The following is a 19,594-nucleotide window of genomic DNA, read 5'->3' as shown; positions in this document are numbered from 1 at the left end:
GACGCTCGGCCCGCTCGAGACCGCGGAGCAACGCGAGTCGGTGTCGATCGCGCTGTTGGGCCTCATGGAGCGACTCAACCCCACCGAGCGTGCCGCCTTCGTCCTGCGAGAGGCCTTCGCCTACAGCCACTTTGAGATCGCCGAGATCCTGCACACGTCCGAGGCCAACGCCCGCCAGCTGTACCGGCGCGCGCGGCAGCGGCTGGGTGAACCCCGGCAGCGGGTTGAACCGGACCGGGCGCAACACCGGCGCCTCGTCGACAGGTTCTTCACCGCCGCCAGCGCCGGCGATGTGGGTGGGCTGGTCGAGGTCTTGACCGCCGACGTGACCTCCACTGCCGACGGCGGCGGCAAGGTCGCGGCCGCCCGCCGGCCGATCTCGGGTCGCGACCGCGTGGCTTCCTACGTGGCGCGCGCGTTCGGCCGGAATATCCCGCGGCTCGGACTGCGTCTCGACGTTCGCGAGGTCAACGGCGAGCCGGCGATGCTGGCCTTCGACGGCGAGACGCTGGCCGGTGTCCTGTGCTTCGAGGTGGTGGGCGACCGGATAGCGGCCCTGCGGGCCATCGCCAATCCGGACAAATTGCGATTTGTTGCCGAGCAGTTGTCACATCCGGCGGCTCTGCCCGGTTCATAAGGGCATGGCGAATCGAATACTGGTCACGGGCGGCACCGGCACCGTGGGTCGCGTCGTCGTCGACCGGCTGACCGCCGCGGGCAAGGACGTGCGCGTTCTGAGCCGCGGACGGCGGCCGCACCAGCGCGTCGACGTCGGGCACGTCGTCGGCGACGTCGGGAGCGGCGCCGGGCTGGACGCGGCGCTGGACGGCGTCGACACGATCGTGCACTGCGTCTATCCCACCGAGCATTTGGTGGCGGCCGCGAAACGGTTGGGCTCAGCGCATTTGGTGTATGTCTCCATCGTCGGCATCGACCGCGTCCCGTTCGCCCTGTACCGCACCATGCTCGCCAACGAGCGCACGATCGCCGAGTCGGGCCTGCCCTGGACGGTGCTGCGGGCCACCCAGTTTCACGATCTGATCGCCTTCCTGCTGCGCATGCTCGCGAAACCGCCGGTCATGGCGCTGCCGGCGGGGCTGAGGTTCCAACCGGTCGACGTGCGCGACGTGGGCGAGCGGCTGGCCCAGTTGGCGCTCGGCGACCCGGTCGGCCGGGCGCCGGACTTCGGCGGCCCGCAGGCGCGTCCGCTCGACGACCTGGCCCGCAGCTACCTGGCGACCGTCGGCAAGCGCCGACCCATCGTTCCGATCCGTCTGCCCGGCAAGGTGTTTGGTGGGATCCGCGCGGGCGGCCTGCTCGCCCCCGAGCACGCCGCGGGCACCATCACCTTCGAGCAGTACCTCGGCGAACAGGTCGGCGCGGGCCGGCTGCCGTACCGCGACGCCATCCGCGCCTACTTGCCGCGCCGCCCAGGGCGCGGTTCCTGACATTCGTGGTGGTGGTCGGGCTCGTCGCGACCCCCTACCAGGCCGCAGGCCATAATGGGGGCGATGACTGTCGGGAAGATCAGGCGTTTGGTGGCCGTCGGGATGCTCGGTTCAGCGATCTTGGCGGGATGCCATTTCGGGTCCAGGAACCCACCGAACAGCCAGACCCTCGATGTCCCCATGGGCGACGTGCTGAAGCAGGGCGCCATCACGCAGAACGTCACGCTGGCGGTCGGCAACACCCTGACGGTGAAGCTGGGCTCCAATTACTCCACCCCGTACCGGTGGGCGATCGATACGACGATCGGCGATTCGACGATCGTCAAACAAACCAGTCACGAGTTCGTGCATCCCACCTCCGACGCGCTGGGGGCGCCGGGCACGGAGGTGTGGACGTTCACGGCGCTGAAACCGGGAAAGACGACGATCAGCACCGCGTACACGAGCATCGTCGGCAAGAACCCCCCACCGGCGTGCGTCTACACCGCGAACGTGACGGTGCAGTAAACGACTGCGCGCGGGCGGCGCGTCCGGCTACGGTCTTTGTGTTTGGCTTTCTTCGCAATTGGTCCGAGATCGGAGGCGGGCGTTCGTCCCAAGCCTCAGCTGACTAAATGCCCTATTGGCCGCCACGCGAGCGGCTGAAAATCGGGGAATGAGCGACGTCGATAAATGGGATCGCGGCCTGACCCAGCACGTCGTCGCGCTGAGCCGGCCCATCGTCAAGCGCTATTTCCGTTCCGAGGTCCGCGGGCTGGACAACCTTCCACCCGGCGCCTCGCTCGTGGTGTCGAACCATTCCGGCGGCTTCACTTCGTTCGACCTGTCGGTATTCGCCGTCGACTATTACGACAAATACGGCTATGAGCGCCCGCTCTTTGCGCTGGGGTTTGACACCATATTCGCCGGACCGGCCGGCGAATTCCTCAACCGCACCGGGGTGATCCGCGCGACGCGCGACAACGCCGCGAAGGCATTGGCGTCCGGTGCCGTCNGGGGGGGGGCGTCCCCACCCCCCCCGCCGTATCCATCGGCGGGCAGGAAGGCCAGCTGTACCTGAGCCGCGGCACCTGGCTCGCGCGTGTGTTTCGGCTCACCAAGTTCGAGCGCAAGCACTTCCGAACCGACATCCTGCCAATAACTTTCGGGTGGCCCTTCGGCCTGAGTGTGCTGGCGCCGGTCAACGTGCCACTGCCGACCAAGATCGTCACCGAGGTGTTGAGGCCGATCGAGATCACCGCCGAATTCGGCGATGCCCCCGACGTCGAACACGTCGATGCGCTGGTGCGCGGCCTCATGCAGAAGGCGCTGGACGAGCTGGCGCGCAAGCGCCGCTTCCCGATCCTCGGTTAGGCCTCGGCGGGCCGCAGCATCCGCCCCACGACACGCGCTGACACCGAACCGGGCCCCAGGCGAGCGAACGTGGACGTGAACCGATTCCGCCACCCCGGCACGACGACTGAGCGTCCCTTGTCCAGGGCTTTGAGCCCGGCGGCGACGACGGGTTCGGGCGCGGCGAGGCGCCGATAGACCGCGGTGTGCGAGACATCTTCTCCCAGGGCGTCGACGAACCCGGTGCGGGTGGGGCCGGGGCACAGCGCCGTCACGGTGACCCCGGTGCCGCGCGTCTCGGCCCACAGCGCCTGGCTCAGCGACAGCACGAACGCCTTCGAGGCGCCATAGGTTGCCTGGTACGGGCCGGGCTGAAAGGCGATGGTGGAGGCCACATTCAGGATGCCGCCGCGCCCGCGCGCCAGCATGCCCGGAAGCACGGCGTGGGTAAGCCGCACCAGTGCATCGACGTTGACGGCGACGAGCTCGCGCTCGCGCTCCGCGTCGACCTCCGCGAACGGGCCGTAGGTGCCGAACCCGGCGTTGTTGACGAGGATGTCGACGTCCCGGTTGGCGAGGTGGTCGATCAGGTCGCTTGTGCCTTGGTCGGTGCCGAGATCGCCGACGACGAGTTCGGCGTTCTGGTTGATTCGGTGGGCCACCGCCTCGAGTCGGGTTTCGTCACGCCCGGCGAGCACCAGGCTGTGCCCGCGTCGGGCGAGTTGGTCGGCGAAGATGGCGCCCAGCCCGGAGCTCGCTCCGGTGATCACTGCGATAGACATTGCTAGAACCCCGTTTTCGTAAGCGGGCGGACGGCAAGGGCGTGGCTGACGAGGCCGACCGCCGTACCGAGGATGGGCCAGATCGGCCAGAAGTACGTTACGCCGGTGGCCGCCCAGATGGCGAGAACGACGACATTCACGGCGAGGAAGGCGGCAACGTGGATGCGCACGCCCTTGCGGGCCGCGGCCTTGCGGGCTTCGCGGCGGCGCGGGTCGGCCCGGCGGATGCGCTCGAGCGGCAGGTCGGCGACGAGCTCCCTGAGCTCGCCGGTCGTCTCCGTTTGGAACGCCTGTTGCACGCGATGCTCGTACTCCTGCAGCGCGAGGTAGCCCTGCGCCAGGGCCTGGCCCAGGCGCGCGGCCGTCTTCTGCCGGTCGACGTCGCCGGCTCGGTGGGTTGTCGTGGTGGTCATCAGTCCGGTCCCTCCGTGCGATGTGAATAGCATTAACATAGACCATGATGTTAATGTCGTCAACATGTCACGCAAGGCCGCCGCGGCGCGGCGGGAGAGTTACCACCACGGCGACCTGAAACGGGCGCTGACCAGCGCCGCGCTGTCGCTGGTGGCCGAGAAGGGGCCGAAGGGGTTCACGCTGACCGAGGCGGCGCGCCGCGCTGGCGTCAGCGCGGCGGCCCCGTACCGGCACTTCGCCGACAAGGCCGAACTGCTGGCCACCGTCGCCGAACAGGGCTTCGGCGACCTGCATGCCGCGCTGCTCGCGGCCGCCGACGGCGCGTCCGACCCCAAGGGCCGGGTGGTCGAGCTCGGCCGCGCCTACGTGCGCTGGGCCGTCGCGCATCCGGACCACTATCGGGTGATGTTCGGGTCGGAAATCTCGAAGGCCGACCATCCGGCGCTGGCGGTCGCCGCGGACCGGGCGTTCGGCGACCTACTCGACGCGATCGCGGGGCTCGGCTACGGTCAGGATCCGCGGGCGGTTGCCGCGCCGCTGTGGGCGCTGGTGCACGGCGTCGCCTCGCTTGCCATCGGCGGCGAGCTGGCCGCGGTCGGGATCGAGCAGGACCCGGAGACGATGATCGCCGGGGTGGTGGACCGGGTGCTCAGTTAGGCCGCGTTGGCCTTCAGCTGCGCCGTGTACACCTGGGCCAGGAACTGCTCGACGGCGACCGCGGCGTGCGCCGCGCGGGCCGAGCCGAAGATGTCGAAAGCGTGCTGGGTCAACGGCAATTCGGCGTATGCGACCGGCTGGTCGCTGACTTCGCGCAGCTTGGTGGTGAAGGCGCGCGCCTGCTCGACGAAGGCCAGCGAATCGTTTTGGCCGTGCAGCACGAAAAACGGGGGAGCGTCGGCGTTGACGTGATGGATCGGCGACGCGGCAACATACGTCTGCAGGTGCGTCGAGGGCCGTTGCTTGATGATCGATTTGATCAGCAGCCCGGGCATCATCGCGTGCAGCGAGTCGTCGAGCCGGGTGAAGTCATAGATGCCGTAAAAGGGCACGGCCGCTTGCACTCTCGTGTCGGCGTCTTCGAATCCCGGCTGGAACTCCGGGTCGTTGGGCGTGAGTGCCGCCAGCGCCGACAGGTGGCCGCCGGCCGAACCGCCGGTGATGGCGACGAAGTTCGGGTCGCCGCCGTAGTCGGCGATGTGTTGTTTGACCCAGGCCAGGGCCCGCTTGACGTCGACGATGTGGGCGGGCCAGGTGTTGCGCGGGCTGTGCCGGTAGTTGATCGCCACACAGATCCAGCCGAGTTCGGCGAGGTGGCTCATCAGCGGATGCGCTTGTCCGCGTTTGTTTCCCGTCGTCCAGGCGCCACCGGGGATCTGAAAGAGCACCGGCGCCTTGCCGTTTGGGTCGAGGTCGGGACGCCGCCAGATGTCCAGGTGGTTGGCGCTGCCGAATTCGCCGTAACTGATGTTGGAGTCGTGGGCGTAGTCGCGGTAGATCCGCATCATGCGCAGCAGTCCGGGCGCCTTCGCGCTCCCGGCACCGGTGGGCCGCCGCCACAGGCCCTCGGAGTCGGTGCGCCGAGAGGGGCCCAGGGCGTCGTCGAGCGCCTTGCTGAGCGGCACGTTGGCCCGGTGACCGGCGCGGCTGAAGTTCAGCAGGCCCAGCGCCGAGACGCCCGCCGTGATCCACGCGAGGATCCGCACCGGCCGGTTCAGGCGGCGGGCCGTCAGCGCCAGCCCGCCGAGCTGGCTGGCCATCGTCTGCAGCGGCAACTCGGTGACGACTAGGCCGAACATCCACGAGAACAGCGACGGGTAGCCGGTGCGCGCCAGCGGCCGGTAGGCATTGAGGGTGGACGCGGCCGTTACCGCCGTGACCACCAGCGACGCGATTTGCCGGATGTGGTGCATGAGTCGGGCCTTCTGCATGCGGTCACCATACGAGCTGATTCGCGCCCCGCACACGGCGACCAGCGATTCAAGAGGTTCTCGCGCAGAGGCGGGGATGTCGTACGCCCCGATCGTTATGTGAAGTCTCCGATTTCGTGACTTGTTCGCGCACACGGCCGCTGGCGCACGGTGCTTCATTGCCAATTCACAGCTAGGACGTGTCTCCCATATGGCGGGTCCAGGTGATGCATGCGCTGAGGACGACTGCGGCGCGGTAAACGATGGCGAGTTTGTCATAGCGGGTGGCTAGCGCGCGCCATTGTTTGAGCAGCGCGAATGATCGTTCGACGAGATTGCGTTGCTTGTAGCGGGTTTCATCGAACCCCGGTGGTCGGCCACCGGCTTGTCCGCGTCGCTGCCGTGCGGCAATCTCGTCGCGTTTCTGCGGGATGACCGCGGTGATCTTGCGGCCACGCAGCATCCGTCGGGCTGCACCGCTGGAGTAGGCCCGGTCAGCGATGAGCGCATCCGGTCGTGAGCGCGCGCGGCCCCCGTCGAGGCGGGGCACGACGATCTCATCAAGCACGCTGGCCAGCATCGCCTGATCGTTGCGTTGCCCGCCGGTAACCACGACGGCCAGCGGACGGCCATTGCCGTCGACGGCAGTGTGGATCTTGGTGGTCAACCCGCCTCGAGACCGTCCGATGCCGTGACCTGCGGGTTCACACCCGGCCAGCGGCAGATTCGTGTAATTCGACCCAGCCCCCTGTGTCCTGATCGGGTCGTGTCGTGTTCGTCGCGTGCTGATGAGCCCGGTTGATCGTGGCGTCCACCGACACCGTCCAGTCGAGTTGACCGTCGGCATCAGCCATCGCCAACAGGTTCACCAGTACCCGGTCCCAGGTGCCGTCCGCGGCGTAACGGCGATGGCGTTTCCACACCGTCTGCCACGGCCCGAACTCCGATCGCGGCAGATCCCGCCACGGAACACCGGTCCGATACCGGTAGATGATGCCTTCTACGACCCGGCGGTCATCGCCGAAGGGATGCCCCCGCCGTCCCTCGTTCGAGGGCAGCAACCCCGAAATCAGTCCCCACTGAGCGTCATTGAACAACCGAAACCGCGAAACCGTCGTCACCCCCACAGCATCTCGTCAAAACTAACCCCCATATGGGAGACACGCCCTAGCCGTACGCGTCGATGGAGATTTCGAGGTTACGGTCGGCGTCGGTTCTTTTCGTCAAACAATACGGGGGTTGTACATGGGCCGCGCACACCACATTTCGAACTGGGATCCCGAGGATGCGGTGGCTTGGGAAGCGGGTAACAAGAAAATTGCGCGGCGCAACCTGATCTGGTGCGTGGGGGCGATGCATGTCGGTTACTCGGTTTGGTCGATCTGGTCGGTGATGGTGCTGTTCATGCCGCAATCCGTGTACGGGCTTTGCGCGGCCGACAAGTTTCTGCTGGGTGCCACCGCGACGTTCGTCGGCGGCTGCCTCCGCATTCCTTACTCGGTGGCGGTAGTAAAGTTCGGCGGCCGCAACTGGATGGTGTTTTCCTCGCTGGTGTTGCTAATTCCCACCGTCGGCACCATTTTGCTTTTGGCAAACCCCGGCCAACCGCTGTGGATGTATGTGGTCTGCGCGGCGCTGACCGGGCTGGGCGGCGGGAATTTCGCCGCCGCGATGACCAATGTCAACATTTTCTACCCGCAGCGGCTCAAGGGCGTCGCGTTGGGTATCACCGGCGGCGGGGGCAACATCGGGGTGCCCGTGATCCAGATCGTGGGGTTGGTGGTGCTCGCGACCGCCGGCAACCGGCAGCCGTACTGGGTCTGCGCGATCTATCTGGTGCTGCTGTCGCTGGCCGCGCTCGGCGCGGCGCTGTTCCTGGACAACGTCGAGTTGCGCGGCGAAGAGATCAGCCCGATGCGGGCGGCTCTGACCCAGCGCGACACGTGGGTCCTCGCGGTGCTCTACATCGGAACCTTCGGCTCGTTCATCGGGTTTTCGTTCGCGTTCGGCCAGGTGTTGCAGATCAACTACCTGGCCGGCGGGCAGAGCGCTGGCCAGGCCTCCCTGCACGCCGCCGAGGTCGCCTTTCTGGGACCGCTGCTCGGGTCGCTGATGCGGATGTACGGCGGCAGGCTGTCCGACCGGCTCGGTGGCGGCCGCGTCACGATGGGAATCCTGGTTGGCATGATCGCCTCCGCCGGCCTGCTGGTGGCGGTCAGCACCTATGCGGACCGGAGTTCCGGCCCCGCCGGTACCGGCGTCATGGCTGGCTACATCGCCGGCTTCATCGCCCTGTTCGCGTTGTGCGGGATCGGCAACGGCTCGTTGTACAAGATGATCCCGGCGGTCTTTGAGGCGCGCAGCCGGTCCATGAATGCCGGCGAAGCCGAGCGGCGTCACTGGTCGCGCGCGATGTCCGGGGCCGTGATCGGATTCGTCAGCGCCATCGGGACGCTCGGTGGCGTGCTGATCAACCTGGTGTTGCGGCAGTCCTACCTGGCCTTTGGCTCGGAGACGATGGCGTTCTGCTTCTTCTTGCTGTGCTACCTCACCGGGGCGGTCCTGACATGGACGATGTATGTGCGCCGCCCGTCGGCCGCCAGGTCGACCGTGCTGGCCGCCGCGGCCGGATCGGAGTTGGTGCCGGTTGAGGGGTAGCCCGAGTTACGTTGACTGCGCTCTACTTTCGAGGCTCTTGACCGCGACGGGGTCGTTTTCGGTCAGGCCGACTTTTGCCGCGCCGCCGGGTGATCCGAGGTCCGCGAAGAAGTCGGCGTTGATTTGGGTGTATTCGCCGTACTCGCCGGGGAGGTCGTCTTCGTAGTAGATGGATTCGACGGGGCAGACCGGCTCGCAGGCGCCGCAGTCGACGCACTCGTCGGGGTGGATGTAGAGCATCCGGGCGCCCTCGTAGATGCAATCGACGGGGCATTCCTCGATGCATGCCTTGTCCTTGATATCGACGCAGGGCTCGGCGATCACGTATGTCACAGGGGTTTTCCTTTCGCGGTTTTGTTGAGGGGGCGTCAGCCGTGACCGACGCGCAGGAGTTCGTTGAGGTCCGCCAGCTTTACCCTGGGGCGCCGGTGCGGCGCGCCGGCTTCCCTTTCGAAGCGGTCGATGGCCCCCCAGTGGGCGGCGGTGACCAGCTTGGGCTGGCAAGAGGCCAGCCATTCGGCGAGCCGCTCGGCGTAGTCAGCGCCGCGGTTGGCGGCGGCGTCCTGGGCTCCGGCCAGGTCGTTGAGCAGGGTGTCGACGGTGTCTTGCGAGTCCTTCTTGTTGGTGCCGATCACGCCGGTCGGGCCGCGTTTGATCCAGCCGACGACGTACTCGTTGCGGCTGCCGGTCACGCGGCCAGCCGTGTTGGGGATCGTCCCGCGCTGTTCGTCGAACGGCAGCCCCGGTACGGGCACGCCGCGGTAGCCGACCGCGCGCACCACCAGCTGGACGGGAAGTTCTTCGCGCGCGCCGGTGTCTTTGGCCACAATCCGTCCGCCGGTGTCGGCGATCAGTTCGTTGCGGCCGAGCACCATGCTTTCCACCGCGCCGTCTCCCTTGATCTCGATCGGAGATATGAAGAATCGCAACATGATTCGCCGGTTGCCGGGCCGGGGCGTGCGCCCGGCGTAGTCGCGCAGCACCTTGATGTTGTTCGCGGCGACCTTGCCGACCGCCGCCGCATCCTCGTCGCTGATGCCTTCCAGGTCGGCCGGGTCGACCACGACGTCGACGCCTTCGAGCTCGCCGAGCTCGCGCAATTCCAGTGTGGTGATGGCGCTTTGCAGCGGACCGCGCCGGCCGATGAGCAGCACTTCGTCAACACCGCAGGGCCGCAACGACTCAAGAGCGTGATCGGCGATGTCGGTGAGTGCGAGCACGTCGGGGGCGGTCACCAGCATGCGGGCGACGTCGGCGGCGACGTTGCCGTTGCCCACCACGACGGCGCGCGCGCCCGAGAGATTCGGCGACATGTGCGCGAAGTGTGGGTGAGCGTTGTACCAGCCGACGAAATCGACGGCGGCGACGCTGCCGGGCAGGTGCTCGCCGGGAATGTTGAGGGTGCGGTCGGATTGGGCGCCGACGGCGTAGATCACGGCGTCGTAGCGGGCGGCGAGATCGGCGGCCGTGACGTGGTCGCCGACCTTGATGTTGCCGAAGAAACGAAAGCGCGGGTGCGCCGCGGTCTTTTCGAACTGCCGGCTGACCGATTTGATCTTGGGATGATCGGGGGCCACGCCGGATCGCACCAGGCCCCACGGCGTCGGCAACATCTCCAACATGTCGACCGCGACGTCGGTTGCCTTCAGCAGCGAGGCCGCGGCAAAGAATCCCGACGGACCGGAACCCACGATCGCAACCTGGTATGGACGGGTCATGGTTCCTATGGTTCGCGCTCCACAGGGTCACGACTAGCGGTTTCGATGTTGTGGTCTCACAAGCTATCGTTGTGTCCGACCTATTCGACAGTGATGTGACCACCATGCCGCTCAGCCCTCGCATGCCCGAACTCGCCTCGTTCGAGGTCTTTTTGGCGATCGCCGAGACGGGCGGACTCGGCCGCGCCGCCCGGCAACTCGGGTTGACCCAGCAGGCCGTGTCGCGGCGGCTCGCATACATGGAGGCCCAAGCCGGGGTGGCGTTGGCCGTGCGCACGACACGGGGCTCGCAACTCACGCCCGCCGGCCGCATTGTCGCCGAGTGGGCCGCTCGGCTGCTCGAGCTCGCCAACGAGATCGACGCGGGCCTGGGCTCGTTGCGCAAGGAGGGCCGCGAGCGAGTCAGGGTCGCGGCGAGCCAGACGATCGCCGAACAGCTGATGCCCCACTGGCTGCTGTCCCTGCAGGACGAGGCGACACGGCGCGGCGGCACCGCCCCGCAGGTGATCCTGACCGCCACCAACAGCGAGCACGCGATCGCCTCGGTGCGCGACGGCGCCGACGACCTCGGATTCGTCGAAAACCCGGGCCCGCCCAGGGGATTGGGCAGCTGCGTGGTAGGGCACGACGAGCTGGTGATCGTTGTGCCACCCGGCCACAAATGGGCCCGCCGGTCGCGTCCTGTGACCGCCGCCGAGCTGGCGCAGACACCCTTGGTCAGTCGCGAACCGCATTCGGGCATACGCGATTCGCTCATCGCGGCGCTGCGGCAGGTGCTGGGCGACGACATGCAGCAGGCGCCGCCGGTGCTCGAACTGACCTCCGCCGCGGCGATGCGCGCCGCCGTCCTCNCCTCGTAGACGCAGCTAGATGGGAAGAAGAGACAGGCGCGGGACCGGCCGCCATGAGCCGGCTGGCGGTGGCGGACGACCTGGCGGTCGGGCGGCTGCGCGCGGTAGCCATCCCCGAGTTGGACTTGGGCCGAAAGTTTCGCGCCATCTGGGTCGGCGGACGCATCCCGCCCGCGGGCGCGATACGAGACCTGCTGAGCCACATCACAAGTCAGACGACCCGATAGGGTCTCGAACGTCGACTCGTTGCGGCGTTTTAGGGGGCATTTGCCCGCAACAAGGCGACGTTGGGTGAGCCCTGTCTAAGCCGCGGCGTGCTCGGCCAGCGCTTGGTCGTAGCGATCGAGCACGGTCGCGGCGACGAGCCGGTGCGCGCCCAGCGGCGCCGCCATCGGAATGCCGTTGTCGCGCGCGTAATCGCACACGCCGTCGGTGATGCGTCCTGGCGCCAGGAACCACGGCGCGATCACCAGCCGCTTGGCGCCGCGCCGCCGCAGCCTGCTGGCGGCATCAGCCACCGACTGATCGGGCAGGGTGGCGAAAGCCATCGCGGCGCCGGCCCACTGGGTTCCGCTGGCCAATAGCGTTGCGACACGCGCGGTGCGCGCGTTGGCCGCGGTGTTCGACGAGCCGATCGCGACCACCACCACGCCCAGTTCGTCGTCGAGCGCGGACACGCCCACGGCGGTGAGCCTTTCGCGCAGCACCGACACCAGCCGATCGTCCTCACCGAGGACGTCCGCCTGGCGAATGCCGTCGGCGCCGGCGGCGGCGATCTGCTTGGGGATGTCGTGGCGCGCGTGATAGGCGCTGGCGAGTAGCAGGGGAGTGAGCACCGCCCGGCGGCTATCCGGCAATCCGGCGAGGACGTCGATCAGGCTGGGCGCGTTGAGTTCCAGGAATGCTAGCCGCACGTCGAGCCCCGGCCGCATGCGTGTCAGCCGTTCGGCCACGGCGCGGGCATTGGCGCCAGACCGTGCGTCACGGCTGCCGTGGGCGGTGAGGACGAGCGTGCTCATGAGGCGTGCAGCCCGCATTCGGTCTTGTTTCGGCCTTGCCAGCGTCCGCTGCGCGGGTCGTCGCCCTCGGCCGGCTTTGTCGTGCACGGAGCGCAGCCGATCGAGGGGTAGCCCTCGTAAACGAGCGGGTTGACCAGCACGCTGTTTTCCTCGATGTAGGCCTGCACGTCGTCGTCTGTCCAGGTCGCGATGGGGTTGATCTTCACGAGGCGGAACGACTCGTCGAAGCTGATCACCGGGGCGTTGGCGCGGGTGGGCGCCTCCACCCGGCGCAGCCCGGTGACCCAGGCCGCGTACCCGGCCAGCGCCTTGCGCAGGGGAACGACCTTGCGACGCCGGCAGCATTCGTTTGGTTCGCGGGCGAACAGGTCCTTGCCCATCAGCCGGTCCTGCTCCGCGACGGTGTGCTGGGGCGTGACGTTCAGCAGGTGAATGTCGTAGACGGATTCGACGGCGTCGCGGGTTCCGATGGTTTCGGCGAAGTGGTAGCCGGTGTCCAGGAACAGCACCGGCACGCCCGGCCGTACCTGCGAGGCCAGCGACACCAGTACCGCGTCTTGCATGTTGGAGGCGATCACATACCGGCAGTTGGCCCATGGGCGGGGTCCGCCGACGCCGGCGAAGTGGTCGTCGGCCCAGCGCAATATGTCGGTGGCGCCGGCGCCCTCCAGTTCGGCCGCGCCGCGTTCCGCCAGCTCGCGCAGCTGCTCCTCGGTGAAACCGCTCACCACATCGCTCATCTCGTCGTCCCCAGTTTCGTCGCGTCAGCGCCTCATCGTCGGTGGTGTCGGGTGGGCCCTAGCGCAAGTCGTCCTCCTCGGCGCGCAGCGCCCAGGACGCGAAACGCTCGCCGTTGCGGCGCTGTTCGAGGAACTTGCGCGTCACCCGATCGATGTAGTCGCCGAGTTCGTCGCTGGTGACCTTGTGCTGGCGCAGCTTTCGGCCAAAACCGCTTTCCTCGCCCAGTCCGCCGCCAAGGTGGACCTGGAAGCCTTCGACCGAATTGCCCTCGCCGTCGTCGATCCACTGGCCCTTGAACCCGATGTCGGCGACCTGGATTCGGGCGCACGAGTTCGGGCATCCGTTGAGATGGACGGTGATCGGCGCGTCGAGTTCGGAGTTGACGTCCGCCAGCCGTCGTTCGAGCTCGGGCACCAAAGTCTGGGCACGCACCCGGGTTTCGGCGAAGGACAGCTTGCAGAATTCAATCCCGGTGCAGGCCATCGTGTTCTTGCGCCACGAGGACGGCCGCGACGGCAGGTTCAGTGCGTCCAGGGCGGCGACCAACTCGTCGACCTTGTCGTCGGGAACGTCGAGGATGACCAGCTTCTGGAACGGGGTGAACCGCGCCCGGTCCGAGCCGACCTTCTCCATCAGGTCGGCGACCGCCGACAGGGTGCTGCCCGTCACGCGTCCGGCGATGGGGGCGACGCCCACCGCATTGAGTCCGTTCTTGATCCTCTGCACGCCGACGTGGTCGACCGGGTGTTCGACGGGTTCGGGCGGGGGGCCGTCGATCAGCCGGCGGTTGAGGTACTCCTGTTCGAGGACTTCACGGAATTTTTCTACGCCCCAGTCCTTGACCAGGAACTTCAGCCGCGCCTTGGCGCGCATCCGCCGATAGCCGTAGTCGCGGAAGATCTGCGTGACCGCCTCCCAGACGTCGGGCACCTCCTCGAGCGGAACCCACACGCCGACCCGCTGGGCGAGCATCGGGTTGGTCGACAAGCCGCCGCCCACCCACAGATCCATGCCGGGGCCGTGCTCGGGATGGTTCACGCCGACGAAGGCGACGTCGTGGGTTTCGTGCGACACGTCCTGCAAGCCCGAGATCGCGGACTTGTACTTGCGCGGCAAGTTCGCGTAGTCCGGGTTGTTCATGAAACGCCGGATGATCTCGTCGATGGCCGGGGTGGCGTCGAGGATCTCGTCGAGCGAGTCGCCGGCCAGCGGCGAACCGTGGATGCCGCGAGGGCAGTCGCCGCAGGCCTCGGTGGTCGTCAGGCCGACGGATTCGAGGCGGCGCCAAACCTCGGGGACGTCTTCGATTCTGATCCAATGGAATTGGACGTTTTCCCGGTCGCCGATGTCGGCGGTGTCGCGGGCAAATTCCGTCGAGACCTCGCCCATCGTGCGCAGCGTGTGCGCCGTCATCGGCCTGCCGTCGGAGCGCACTCGCATCATGAAGTACTTGGCCTCGATGGTGTCGATGTGCTCGTCGCCGGTCCAGGAGCCGTCGTAGCCTTGCTCGCGTTGGGTGTACAGGCCCATCCAGCGGAAGCGCCCGCGCAGATCGGACTTGTCGATGCTGTCGAAACCCTGTTTGGCGTAGACGTTCAGGATCCGGTCGCGGACGTTCAGCGGTGCGTCGTCATGCTTGATCTGCTCGGTGTCGTTGAGCGGCTCGCGATTTCCCAGCGCCCACTGGCCTTCGTTGCGGGTCTTGGCGGGACGGGCTGTGGTCATGTGGGGCACTCCTTCTTGCCGGCCGGCGGTTTTTCGGCGGCACGGGCGGTGAGGGCATGGGCACGCGGGCTGGCGCGCAGTATCGCTGGGTCAGCGTGGCGGCCCGTGGGTGCTGCGCTGGACCCACGGGTCATAACGCCAATGTTGCACTGACCAGGGCGTTGTCGGTAGGCGCTCCCGTGTTGTGAGGCCACAACAGTCCGTTGTGTGGGCCCGTTCACCTATGTTGGATTTGGTTGTGGGTCAACGTGATTGGCGAGCCGATCTACCGCAGATCGGCAATCTTGGGTAGATTAGCCATGTTTGTTTGGGAAAGCATTGCGCGGCAACGGCATCGAGGGCGGCGCCCGGGCCGGTACGCGATATCGTCGACGCCGATCCCGACGATGGTGTGCCGCCGACGGTGCGTAGGCTTCTGCCATGGTGACACCCGCGCGGCCCCCGCTCGACGCGCAGGAGCGTCTCGCGCTATGCGATGTTTTCGACGGGCTCGGCCCGTCCGTTCCTACGCTGCTCGACGGCTGGACCGCTCACGATCTCGCGGCGCACCTGGTGCAGCGCGAACACGATCTCCTCGGTGGGCCGTGCCTCGTTCTGCCCGGGCCCCTCGGACGGTTCGCCGAGCGGCGCCGGGCCCGGTTGGCCGGGCGCTCGGAGTTTGCGGGGCTCGTCGCGCAGATCCGGTCCGGCCCGCCCGTCGGGTTCTTCCGCATCGGATGGGTGCGCGACATGGCGAACCTCAACGAGTGCTTCGTCCATCAGGAGGACGTGCGCAGGGCCAACGGGCTCGGGCCGCGCAGCCTCACGCCCGCCCTGGATGCCGGGTTATGGCGAAACGTTCGCCGGGGCGGGCGCTTTTTGAGCCGGCGGCTGCGCGGGTACGGGCTCGAGGTCGAATGGGCCAGGACGGACGAGCGGGCGACGGTTCACGCGGGCTCACCCATGGCGCTTCTCAGCGGGCCGCCGGGGGAGCTGCTGTTGTACCTCTTCGGGCGCCAGGCTGCGGCGCGGGTCGAGGTGAGCGGGCCGGCCGAGGCCGTCGCCGCGGTGCGTCGCACGCATTTCGGGATGTGACCCCCGGCGGGGTCTTCGTCACACCAGCCACAGGCGGCGGGCAAATCCCCCTCTTTCGGTGACAGGTGATGCGCCGGGCGGTTCGCTTCGCCGCGCTGTTATCTGCGCCCTCGATGTGGGAACCCTGGTGCAGGCCGGCCGTCCCACGCAGCGAAAGGTTCGTGACTTGTTTTCGACGTATCGCCGCGCGCGTCCGGGTGCCCGGTTCGGGCCCTACGAGCTGCGAACACTGATCGGCACGGGCGGAATGGGCGAGGTGTACCGGGCCTACGACACGCGCAAGGACCGGATCGTCGCACTCAAGCTGTTGCGCCCCGAACTGGCGGCCGACCCAGGTTTCCAGCAGCGTTTTCGGCGAGAGTCCCAGCTGGCGGCGCGGCTGCAGGAACCGCACGTCATCCCCGTGCATGACTTCGGCGAAATCGACGGGGTGCTGTTTATCGACATGCGCCTGGTCGAGGGCCGCAGCCTCAAGGACCTGCTGCGCGAGCGCGGCGCGCTCGAACCCGCGCAGGCGGCGGCGATCACGGCTCAGGTGGCCGCCGCGCTGGACGCGGCGCACGCCGACGGGCTGGTGCACCGCGACGTCAAGCCGGAGAACGTGCTGCTCACCGGCGACGACTTCGCGTACCTGGTCGACTTCGGCATCGCTTACGCCGGCGGGGATCCCAGCCTGACGGCGGGCGGACCGCTGATCGGGTCGTGCGCCTACATGGCGCCCGAGCGATTCCACGGCACCTGGGTGGGCTCGCAGACCGACGTCTACTCCCTGGGGTGCGTGCTCTACGAGTGCCTCACCGGCCAACCGCCATTCGAGGGAACCGAGATCCCGCAGCTGATCAGCGCCCACATGTTCTCGCCGCCGCCGCGGCCGAGCATCATGCGCCGGGGGATCGACAAGGCGCTCGACGACGTCATCGCCCGCGGCATGGCCAAGGACCCGACCGCGCGCTTCGCGTCCGCCGGGGAGCTGGCCATGGCGGCGTTCGGGCAAACGCCGTCGGCCCCGCCGTCGCGCACCCGGCCGTTCACGACGGTCTACCCCAACCCGGACAACACCGGTTACAGCCCGTACCCGCCGCCCGCGCCGGAGCCCCCGCGGCCGGTCAACCCGGTTGTGGGCCGGGCTCCCGCTGCCATGGCCGCGGGGGCGGCGATCCTGTTGGTGGTGGCGGCGGTCATCGCGGCGGGGGTGATCCTGTTCGGCAACCGCGGCGGTTCACCACCCGAGGCTGCCTCGGGGACACCCCCGGCGCCGTCGACGACGACGACGCCGTCGCTGTCGCGGCCCGTTCACGGCGCCGACGGCCTGGGCTTCGTCGGCCATACCGCGCGATGCGAGCCGGGCAACCGGCCGGCCGCGGTGGTGCGGACGGCCCAGTCGCTCGCGGTGGTGTGCCAACGCGCGCCCGGCAGTTTCTATTACCGCGGCGAGCGGATACGGGACGGCGCCCACATCGAGCTGACCAACGCGGTGCGCTCCTCGGACGGATTCGACGTCACCAATCCCGACAACGGGGTTCGCTACGAGGTGCGCCCGGAACGGCTTCGGATCATCAGCAACGGTCACGTCGACTCGTCGGAGCCGGTGCTGGAATACGCCTCGGCCGGCTAAGTCACACTGGCCTCTCCCGGAGGAGGCACCCTTTGTGCGGACAAGTAGCCCTTATGTCCCGTCCGCGGCGAACAGCACGTCGGGGTTGAGGATGCCGGCCGGGTCGAAGCTCTGCTTGATGCGGCGCATGAGGTCGACCTTGACCGGGTCTTCGAGCTGGAGGAAGTACGGGGTCTTCGCGCGGCCGAGGCCGTGTTCTCNTTCGCGGGTCCCTTGCAGATGATTGCCAGTGGCCGGTTGCCGCCGCCGGCGTGCCCGCAGCCCGCGGCCGCGCCGCCCGCCTCGGCCGCCAAACCCCGTGCGCCCGCGAGGAACTTCGGCATCGCGCTGCGCGGCACCACGGTGTCGATGATGTCGTCGGCGCCGATCGCCTTGGCCGTCCAGAACGCCTTCTCGCGCGCCTCGATCAGCTTGCGCGCCGAAAGCCCTTCCAGCACATAGGCGTCGACGGCGCCCAGCTCGACCACCAGCTCGCCGGCCCGCTCGACGTCCTCGTCCAGCCTTTCGGCGGTGCGGTTCTCAAGGGCCACAACGAGATACGCCTGGCAGCTGTCGCGCACCTGGTCGGGGACGCCGAGCTCCAGGTTCTGGGTGTGGACCAGGGCGGCCATCGTCATGTTGTCGATGTATTCGAGGATGTAGGGCGCGAGCCCGCTGGCCAGGACCCGGGGCACCGCCTCCATCACCTGGTCGAAGTCGGCGAACGGGGCCAGTACCGTGGCGGCGTGCTCGAGGCGCGGGTACAGCTTGACGATCACCTCGGTGGCCAGGGCCAGGGTGCCCTCGGAGCCGACGATGAGCTGGGTCAGGTCGTAGCCGGTGGACACCTTGGCGATCTTGCCGCCGGTGCGGATGATCTCGCCGGTCGGCAGCACCGCCTGCAGGCCGAGCACGTTGTGGCGGGCGATGCCGTACTTGACCGCGCGCATCCCGCCGGCGTTGGTGCCGACGTTGCCGCCGACGCTCGACGACAGCTCGCCCGGCTGCACCATGTAGTTCAGCCCGGCGTCGACGGTCGCGGCGTCCAGCTCGGTCAGGGTCACCCCGGGTTGCACGACGGCGACCTGGTTGGTGGTGTCGACCTCCAGGATCGCGTTCATCCGCTCGAAGGAGATCACCAGCCCGTCCGCGCGCGGGATCGCCGCGCCGGACAGGCCGCTGCCCGAACCGCGGGCTGTCACCGGGACTTTGTTTTCGCTGGCAGCTTTCAGCAGCTGCGAAACCTCTTCCGCGGTGGCCGGTTTGGCGACGTACGCCGGGCGTTGCGGCGCCGTCGTCAGCACCTCGTCGTGCCAATAGTCCTCGGGGATCGCGTCGCCGGTCAGCACGTTGTGTTCGCCGACGATCTCGGCGAACCGCGCCGTCAGGTCGCTCACGGCTGCTCCAACAAGCGCAGCGGGTGCAGGCCGTCGACGTTGCCGACGAACGGCGGGTGGATGCTGTAGCCGATCATGCGCTGAATGTCGTCGGAGACCGCGCGGGCGGCGTCGCGCGGCATCGAGAGCGTGTACGCCTCCATCGGTCGCAGCCACGGTTGGCAGTATTGCGCCGTGATGGCCAGTCGCGCGTCGGCGGTCGTGTTGGCGCCGCCGCCGTGCCAGAGGGTGCCCACGAAAAGCACGCATGAGCCGGCGGGCATGACGACGGGCACCGCGGGATCATCCGGCCCGGGCGGCCGCCTGCCCCAGCGATGACTGCCGGGCAGCAGCACCGTGGCGCCGTTGTCGGCGGTGAAGTCGTCGATCGCCCAGATCGTGGCGGCGGCCAGCGGAGCCCGCGGCCGCGGAATCGGGTAGAACCCGTCGTCGTGGTGGGGCAGCTGCGCGGACTCTCCGGGCTGAATGTTGATGGCCTGCAACGCCGAAAGCAGGTAGTTGGGCATCAGCAGGCGATCGAGCACCGCCAGCACCCGCGGGTGATCGACGAGCCGGTCGCAGACGCGCGTCCTGCTCAGCACGCTGTAGATGCGCTGGGTGCGCCGCCCCTCGAAGGCGTTGCGCCCGGTATGGGCGAGCAGCGGGCCGACTGTCTCGCGGATCTGCCGGCACTCGTCGGCGCCGAGCAGGTTTTCCCAGATGACGTAGCCGTCGCGGTCGAGGGCCGCCATGTCGGCGTCGACGATGGCGGGGTCGACGGCCGCGCCGCCGCTCGGTGTCCATTTGTGCCGGCCCGCCAAATCGCTTTTGAGGTCGTCCAGCGTCGTGACCGGCTCGTCATCGATGCTCATACGTCAATCATGACTGATCATCCAAATGACGGTGGCCCGATGGCGGGAGTTCGCGTCGACGTTACGGGTGGTTACTCGTGTAT

16 protein-coding genes and 4 pseudogenes are annotated in these 19,594 nt (G+C 68.1%); 9 read left to right on the top strand and 11 right to left on the bottom strand.

The window, feature by feature from the left end:
• The 4 genes and pseudogenes from BN4348_RS44150 to BN4348_RS44135 form a co-directional block, all read left to right on the top strand.
• A partial coding sequence (locus BN4348_RS44150; protein ID WP_066913666.1) for a sigma factor-like helix-turn-helix DNA-binding protein occupies positions 1 to 637 on the top strand: 637 nt, incomplete at its 5' end.
• A 4-nt stretch (positions 638 to 641) separates the two neighbouring features.
• Positions 642 to 1,448, top strand: coding sequence for an SDR family oxidoreductase (locus tag BN4348_RS44145; protein WP_066913664.1), 807 nt, complete (start codon positions 642 to 644; stop codon positions 1,446 to 1,448).
• Between the two features lie 54 nt (positions 1,449 to 1,502).
• Positions 1,503 to 1,955 (top strand): protease inhibitor I42 family protein, encoded by a 453-nt coding sequence (locus tag BN4348_RS44140; protein WP_084454225.1) that lies wholly within the window; start codon positions 1,503 to 1,505, stop codon positions 1,953 to 1,955.
• Between the two features lie 148 nt (positions 1,956 to 2,103).
• A pseudogene (locus BN4348_RS44135) lies at positions 2,104 to 2,801 on the top strand (1-acyl-sn-glycerol-3-phosphate acyltransferase).
• On the opposite strand, the gene BN4348_RS44130 reads toward BN4348_RS44135, so the two are convergent.
• Positions 2,798 to 3,562 carry an SDR family NAD(P)-dependent oxidoreductase gene (locus BN4348_RS44130; RefSeq protein ID WP_066913662.1) on the bottom strand — a complete coding sequence of 255 codons (765 nt, stop codon included), beginning with the start codon at positions 3,560 to 3,562 and terminating at the stop codon, positions 2,798 to 2,800. The pseudogene BN4348_RS44135 and the gene BN4348_RS44130 sit on opposite strands and share 4 nt — an antisense overlap.
• Positions 3,563 to 3,564: 2 nt before the next feature.
• A complete protein-coding gene (locus BN4348_RS44125; protein ID WP_066913680.1) occupies positions 3,565 to 3,975 on the bottom strand; it encodes a DUF1707 domain-containing protein in 411 nt (136 codons plus the stop codon).
• Positions 3,976 to 4,039: 64 nt separating this feature from the next.
• Here BN4348_RS44125 and BN4348_RS44120 point away from each other — a divergent pair, with 64 nt between their 5' ends.
• Entirely contained in the window at positions 4,040 to 4,633 is a 594-nt protein-coding gene (locus BN4348_RS44120) for a TetR/AcrR family transcriptional regulator (RefSeq protein WP_066913660.1), read from the top strand.
• Here BN4348_RS44120 and BN4348_RS44115 read toward each other — a convergent pair.
• Both BN4348_RS44115 and BN4348_RS62840 read right to left on the bottom strand, forming a co-directional pair.
• Entirely contained in the window at positions 4,630 to 5,904 is a 1,275-nt protein-coding gene (locus tag BN4348_RS44115; RefSeq protein ID WP_066913658.1) for an alpha/beta hydrolase, read from the bottom strand. The genes BN4348_RS44120 and BN4348_RS44115 overlap by 4 nt on opposite strands.
• 172 nt (positions 5,905 to 6,076) lie before the next feature.
• Positions 6,077 to 6,980: pseudogene (locus BN4348_RS62840) on the bottom strand (IS5 family transposase).
• 148 nt (positions 6,981 to 7,128) lie between these two features.
• On the opposite strand from BN4348_RS62840, the gene BN4348_RS44105 reads away from it, so the two are divergent.
• On the top strand, positions 7,129 to 8,541 hold the full coding sequence (locus BN4348_RS44105; RefSeq protein ID WP_066913654.1) for an MFS transporter: 1,413 nt from the start codon (positions 7,129 to 7,131) through the stop codon (positions 8,539 to 8,541).
• A 6-nt stretch (positions 8,542 to 8,547) separates the two neighbouring features.
• Here the strand turns inward: BN4348_RS44105 and fdxA are convergent, their stop codons facing one another.
• Entirely contained in the window at positions 8,548 to 8,874 is a 327-nt protein-coding gene (gene fdxA / locus BN4348_RS44100) for a ferredoxin (protein ID WP_066913652.1), read from the bottom strand.
• A gap of 35 nt (positions 8,875 to 8,909) precedes the next feature.
• Positions 8,910 to 10,259 (bottom strand): FAD-dependent oxidoreductase, encoded by a 1,350-nt coding sequence (locus tag BN4348_RS44095; protein ID WP_066913650.1) that lies wholly within the window; start codon positions 10,257 to 10,259, stop codon positions 8,910 to 8,912.
• 104 nt (positions 10,260 to 10,363) lie between these two features.
• Here BN4348_RS44095 and BN4348_RS44090 point away from each other — a divergent pair.
• A pseudogene (locus tag BN4348_RS44090) lies at positions 10,364 to 11,337 on the top strand (LysR family transcriptional regulator).
• A 75-nt stretch (positions 11,338 to 11,412) separates the two neighbouring features.
• Here the strand turns inward: BN4348_RS44090 and BN4348_RS44085 are convergent.
• From BN4348_RS44085 to BN4348_RS44075, 3 genes are read right to left on the bottom strand one after another with little or no spacing between them, the layout of a single operon-like run.
• A complete protein-coding gene (locus BN4348_RS44085; RefSeq protein WP_066913648.1) occupies positions 11,413 to 12,129 on the bottom strand; it encodes a sirohydrochlorin chelatase in 717 nt (238 codons plus the stop codon).
• Positions 12,126 to 12,869, bottom strand: coding sequence for a phosphoadenylyl-sulfate reductase (locus BN4348_RS44080; RefSeq protein WP_066913646.1), 744 nt, complete (start codon positions 12,867 to 12,869; stop codon positions 12,126 to 12,128). The genes BN4348_RS44085 and BN4348_RS44080 overlap by 4 nt, the downstream gene beginning before the upstream one ends.
• A 58-nt stretch (positions 12,870 to 12,927) precedes the next feature.
• Positions 12,928 to 14,595: a nitrite/sulfite reductase gene (locus tag BN4348_RS44075; RefSeq protein ID WP_066913644.1), complete on the bottom strand. Its 1,668-nt coding sequence runs from the start codon at positions 14,593 to 14,595 to the stop codon at positions 12,928 to 12,930.
• Between the two features lie 420 nt (positions 14,596 to 15,015).
• Here BN4348_RS44075 and BN4348_RS44070 point away from each other — a divergent pair, with 420 nt between their 5' ends.
• Positions 15,016 to 15,669: a TIGR03085 family metal-binding protein gene (locus BN4348_RS44070; protein ID WP_066913637.1), complete on the top strand. Its 654-nt coding sequence runs from the start codon at positions 15,016 to 15,018 to the stop codon at positions 15,667 to 15,669.
• Between the two features lie 166 nt (positions 15,670 to 15,835).
• Positions 15,836 to 17,284, top strand: coding sequence for a serine/threonine-protein kinase (locus BN4348_RS44065; protein WP_066913678.1), 1,449 nt, complete (start codon positions 15,836 to 15,838; stop codon positions 17,282 to 17,284).
• A gap of 51 nt (positions 17,285 to 17,335) precedes the next feature.
• Here the strand turns inward: BN4348_RS44065 and BN4348_RS44060 are convergent.
• Positions 17,336 to 18,660: pseudogene (locus BN4348_RS44060) on the bottom strand (FAD-binding oxidoreductase).
• On the bottom strand, positions 18,657 to 19,511 hold the full coding sequence (locus tag BN4348_RS44055; RefSeq protein ID WP_066913635.1) for a phytanoyl-CoA dioxygenase family protein: 855 nt from the start codon (positions 19,509 to 19,511) through the stop codon (positions 18,657 to 18,659). The pseudogene BN4348_RS44060 and the gene BN4348_RS44055 overlap by 4 nt, the downstream one beginning before the upstream one ends.
• Positions 19,512 to 19,594 lie beyond the last annotated feature (83 nt).

It is taken from the genome of Mycobacterium interjectum, from assembly GCF_900078675.2.
GTDB classification, from domain to species: domain Bacteria; phylum Actinomycetota; class Actinomycetes; order Mycobacteriales; family Mycobacteriaceae; genus Mycobacterium; species Mycobacterium interjectum.
The sequence above is the reverse complement of the archived record's forward strand: the minus strand, read 5'-3'. Positions and strand labels throughout refer to the sequence as shown.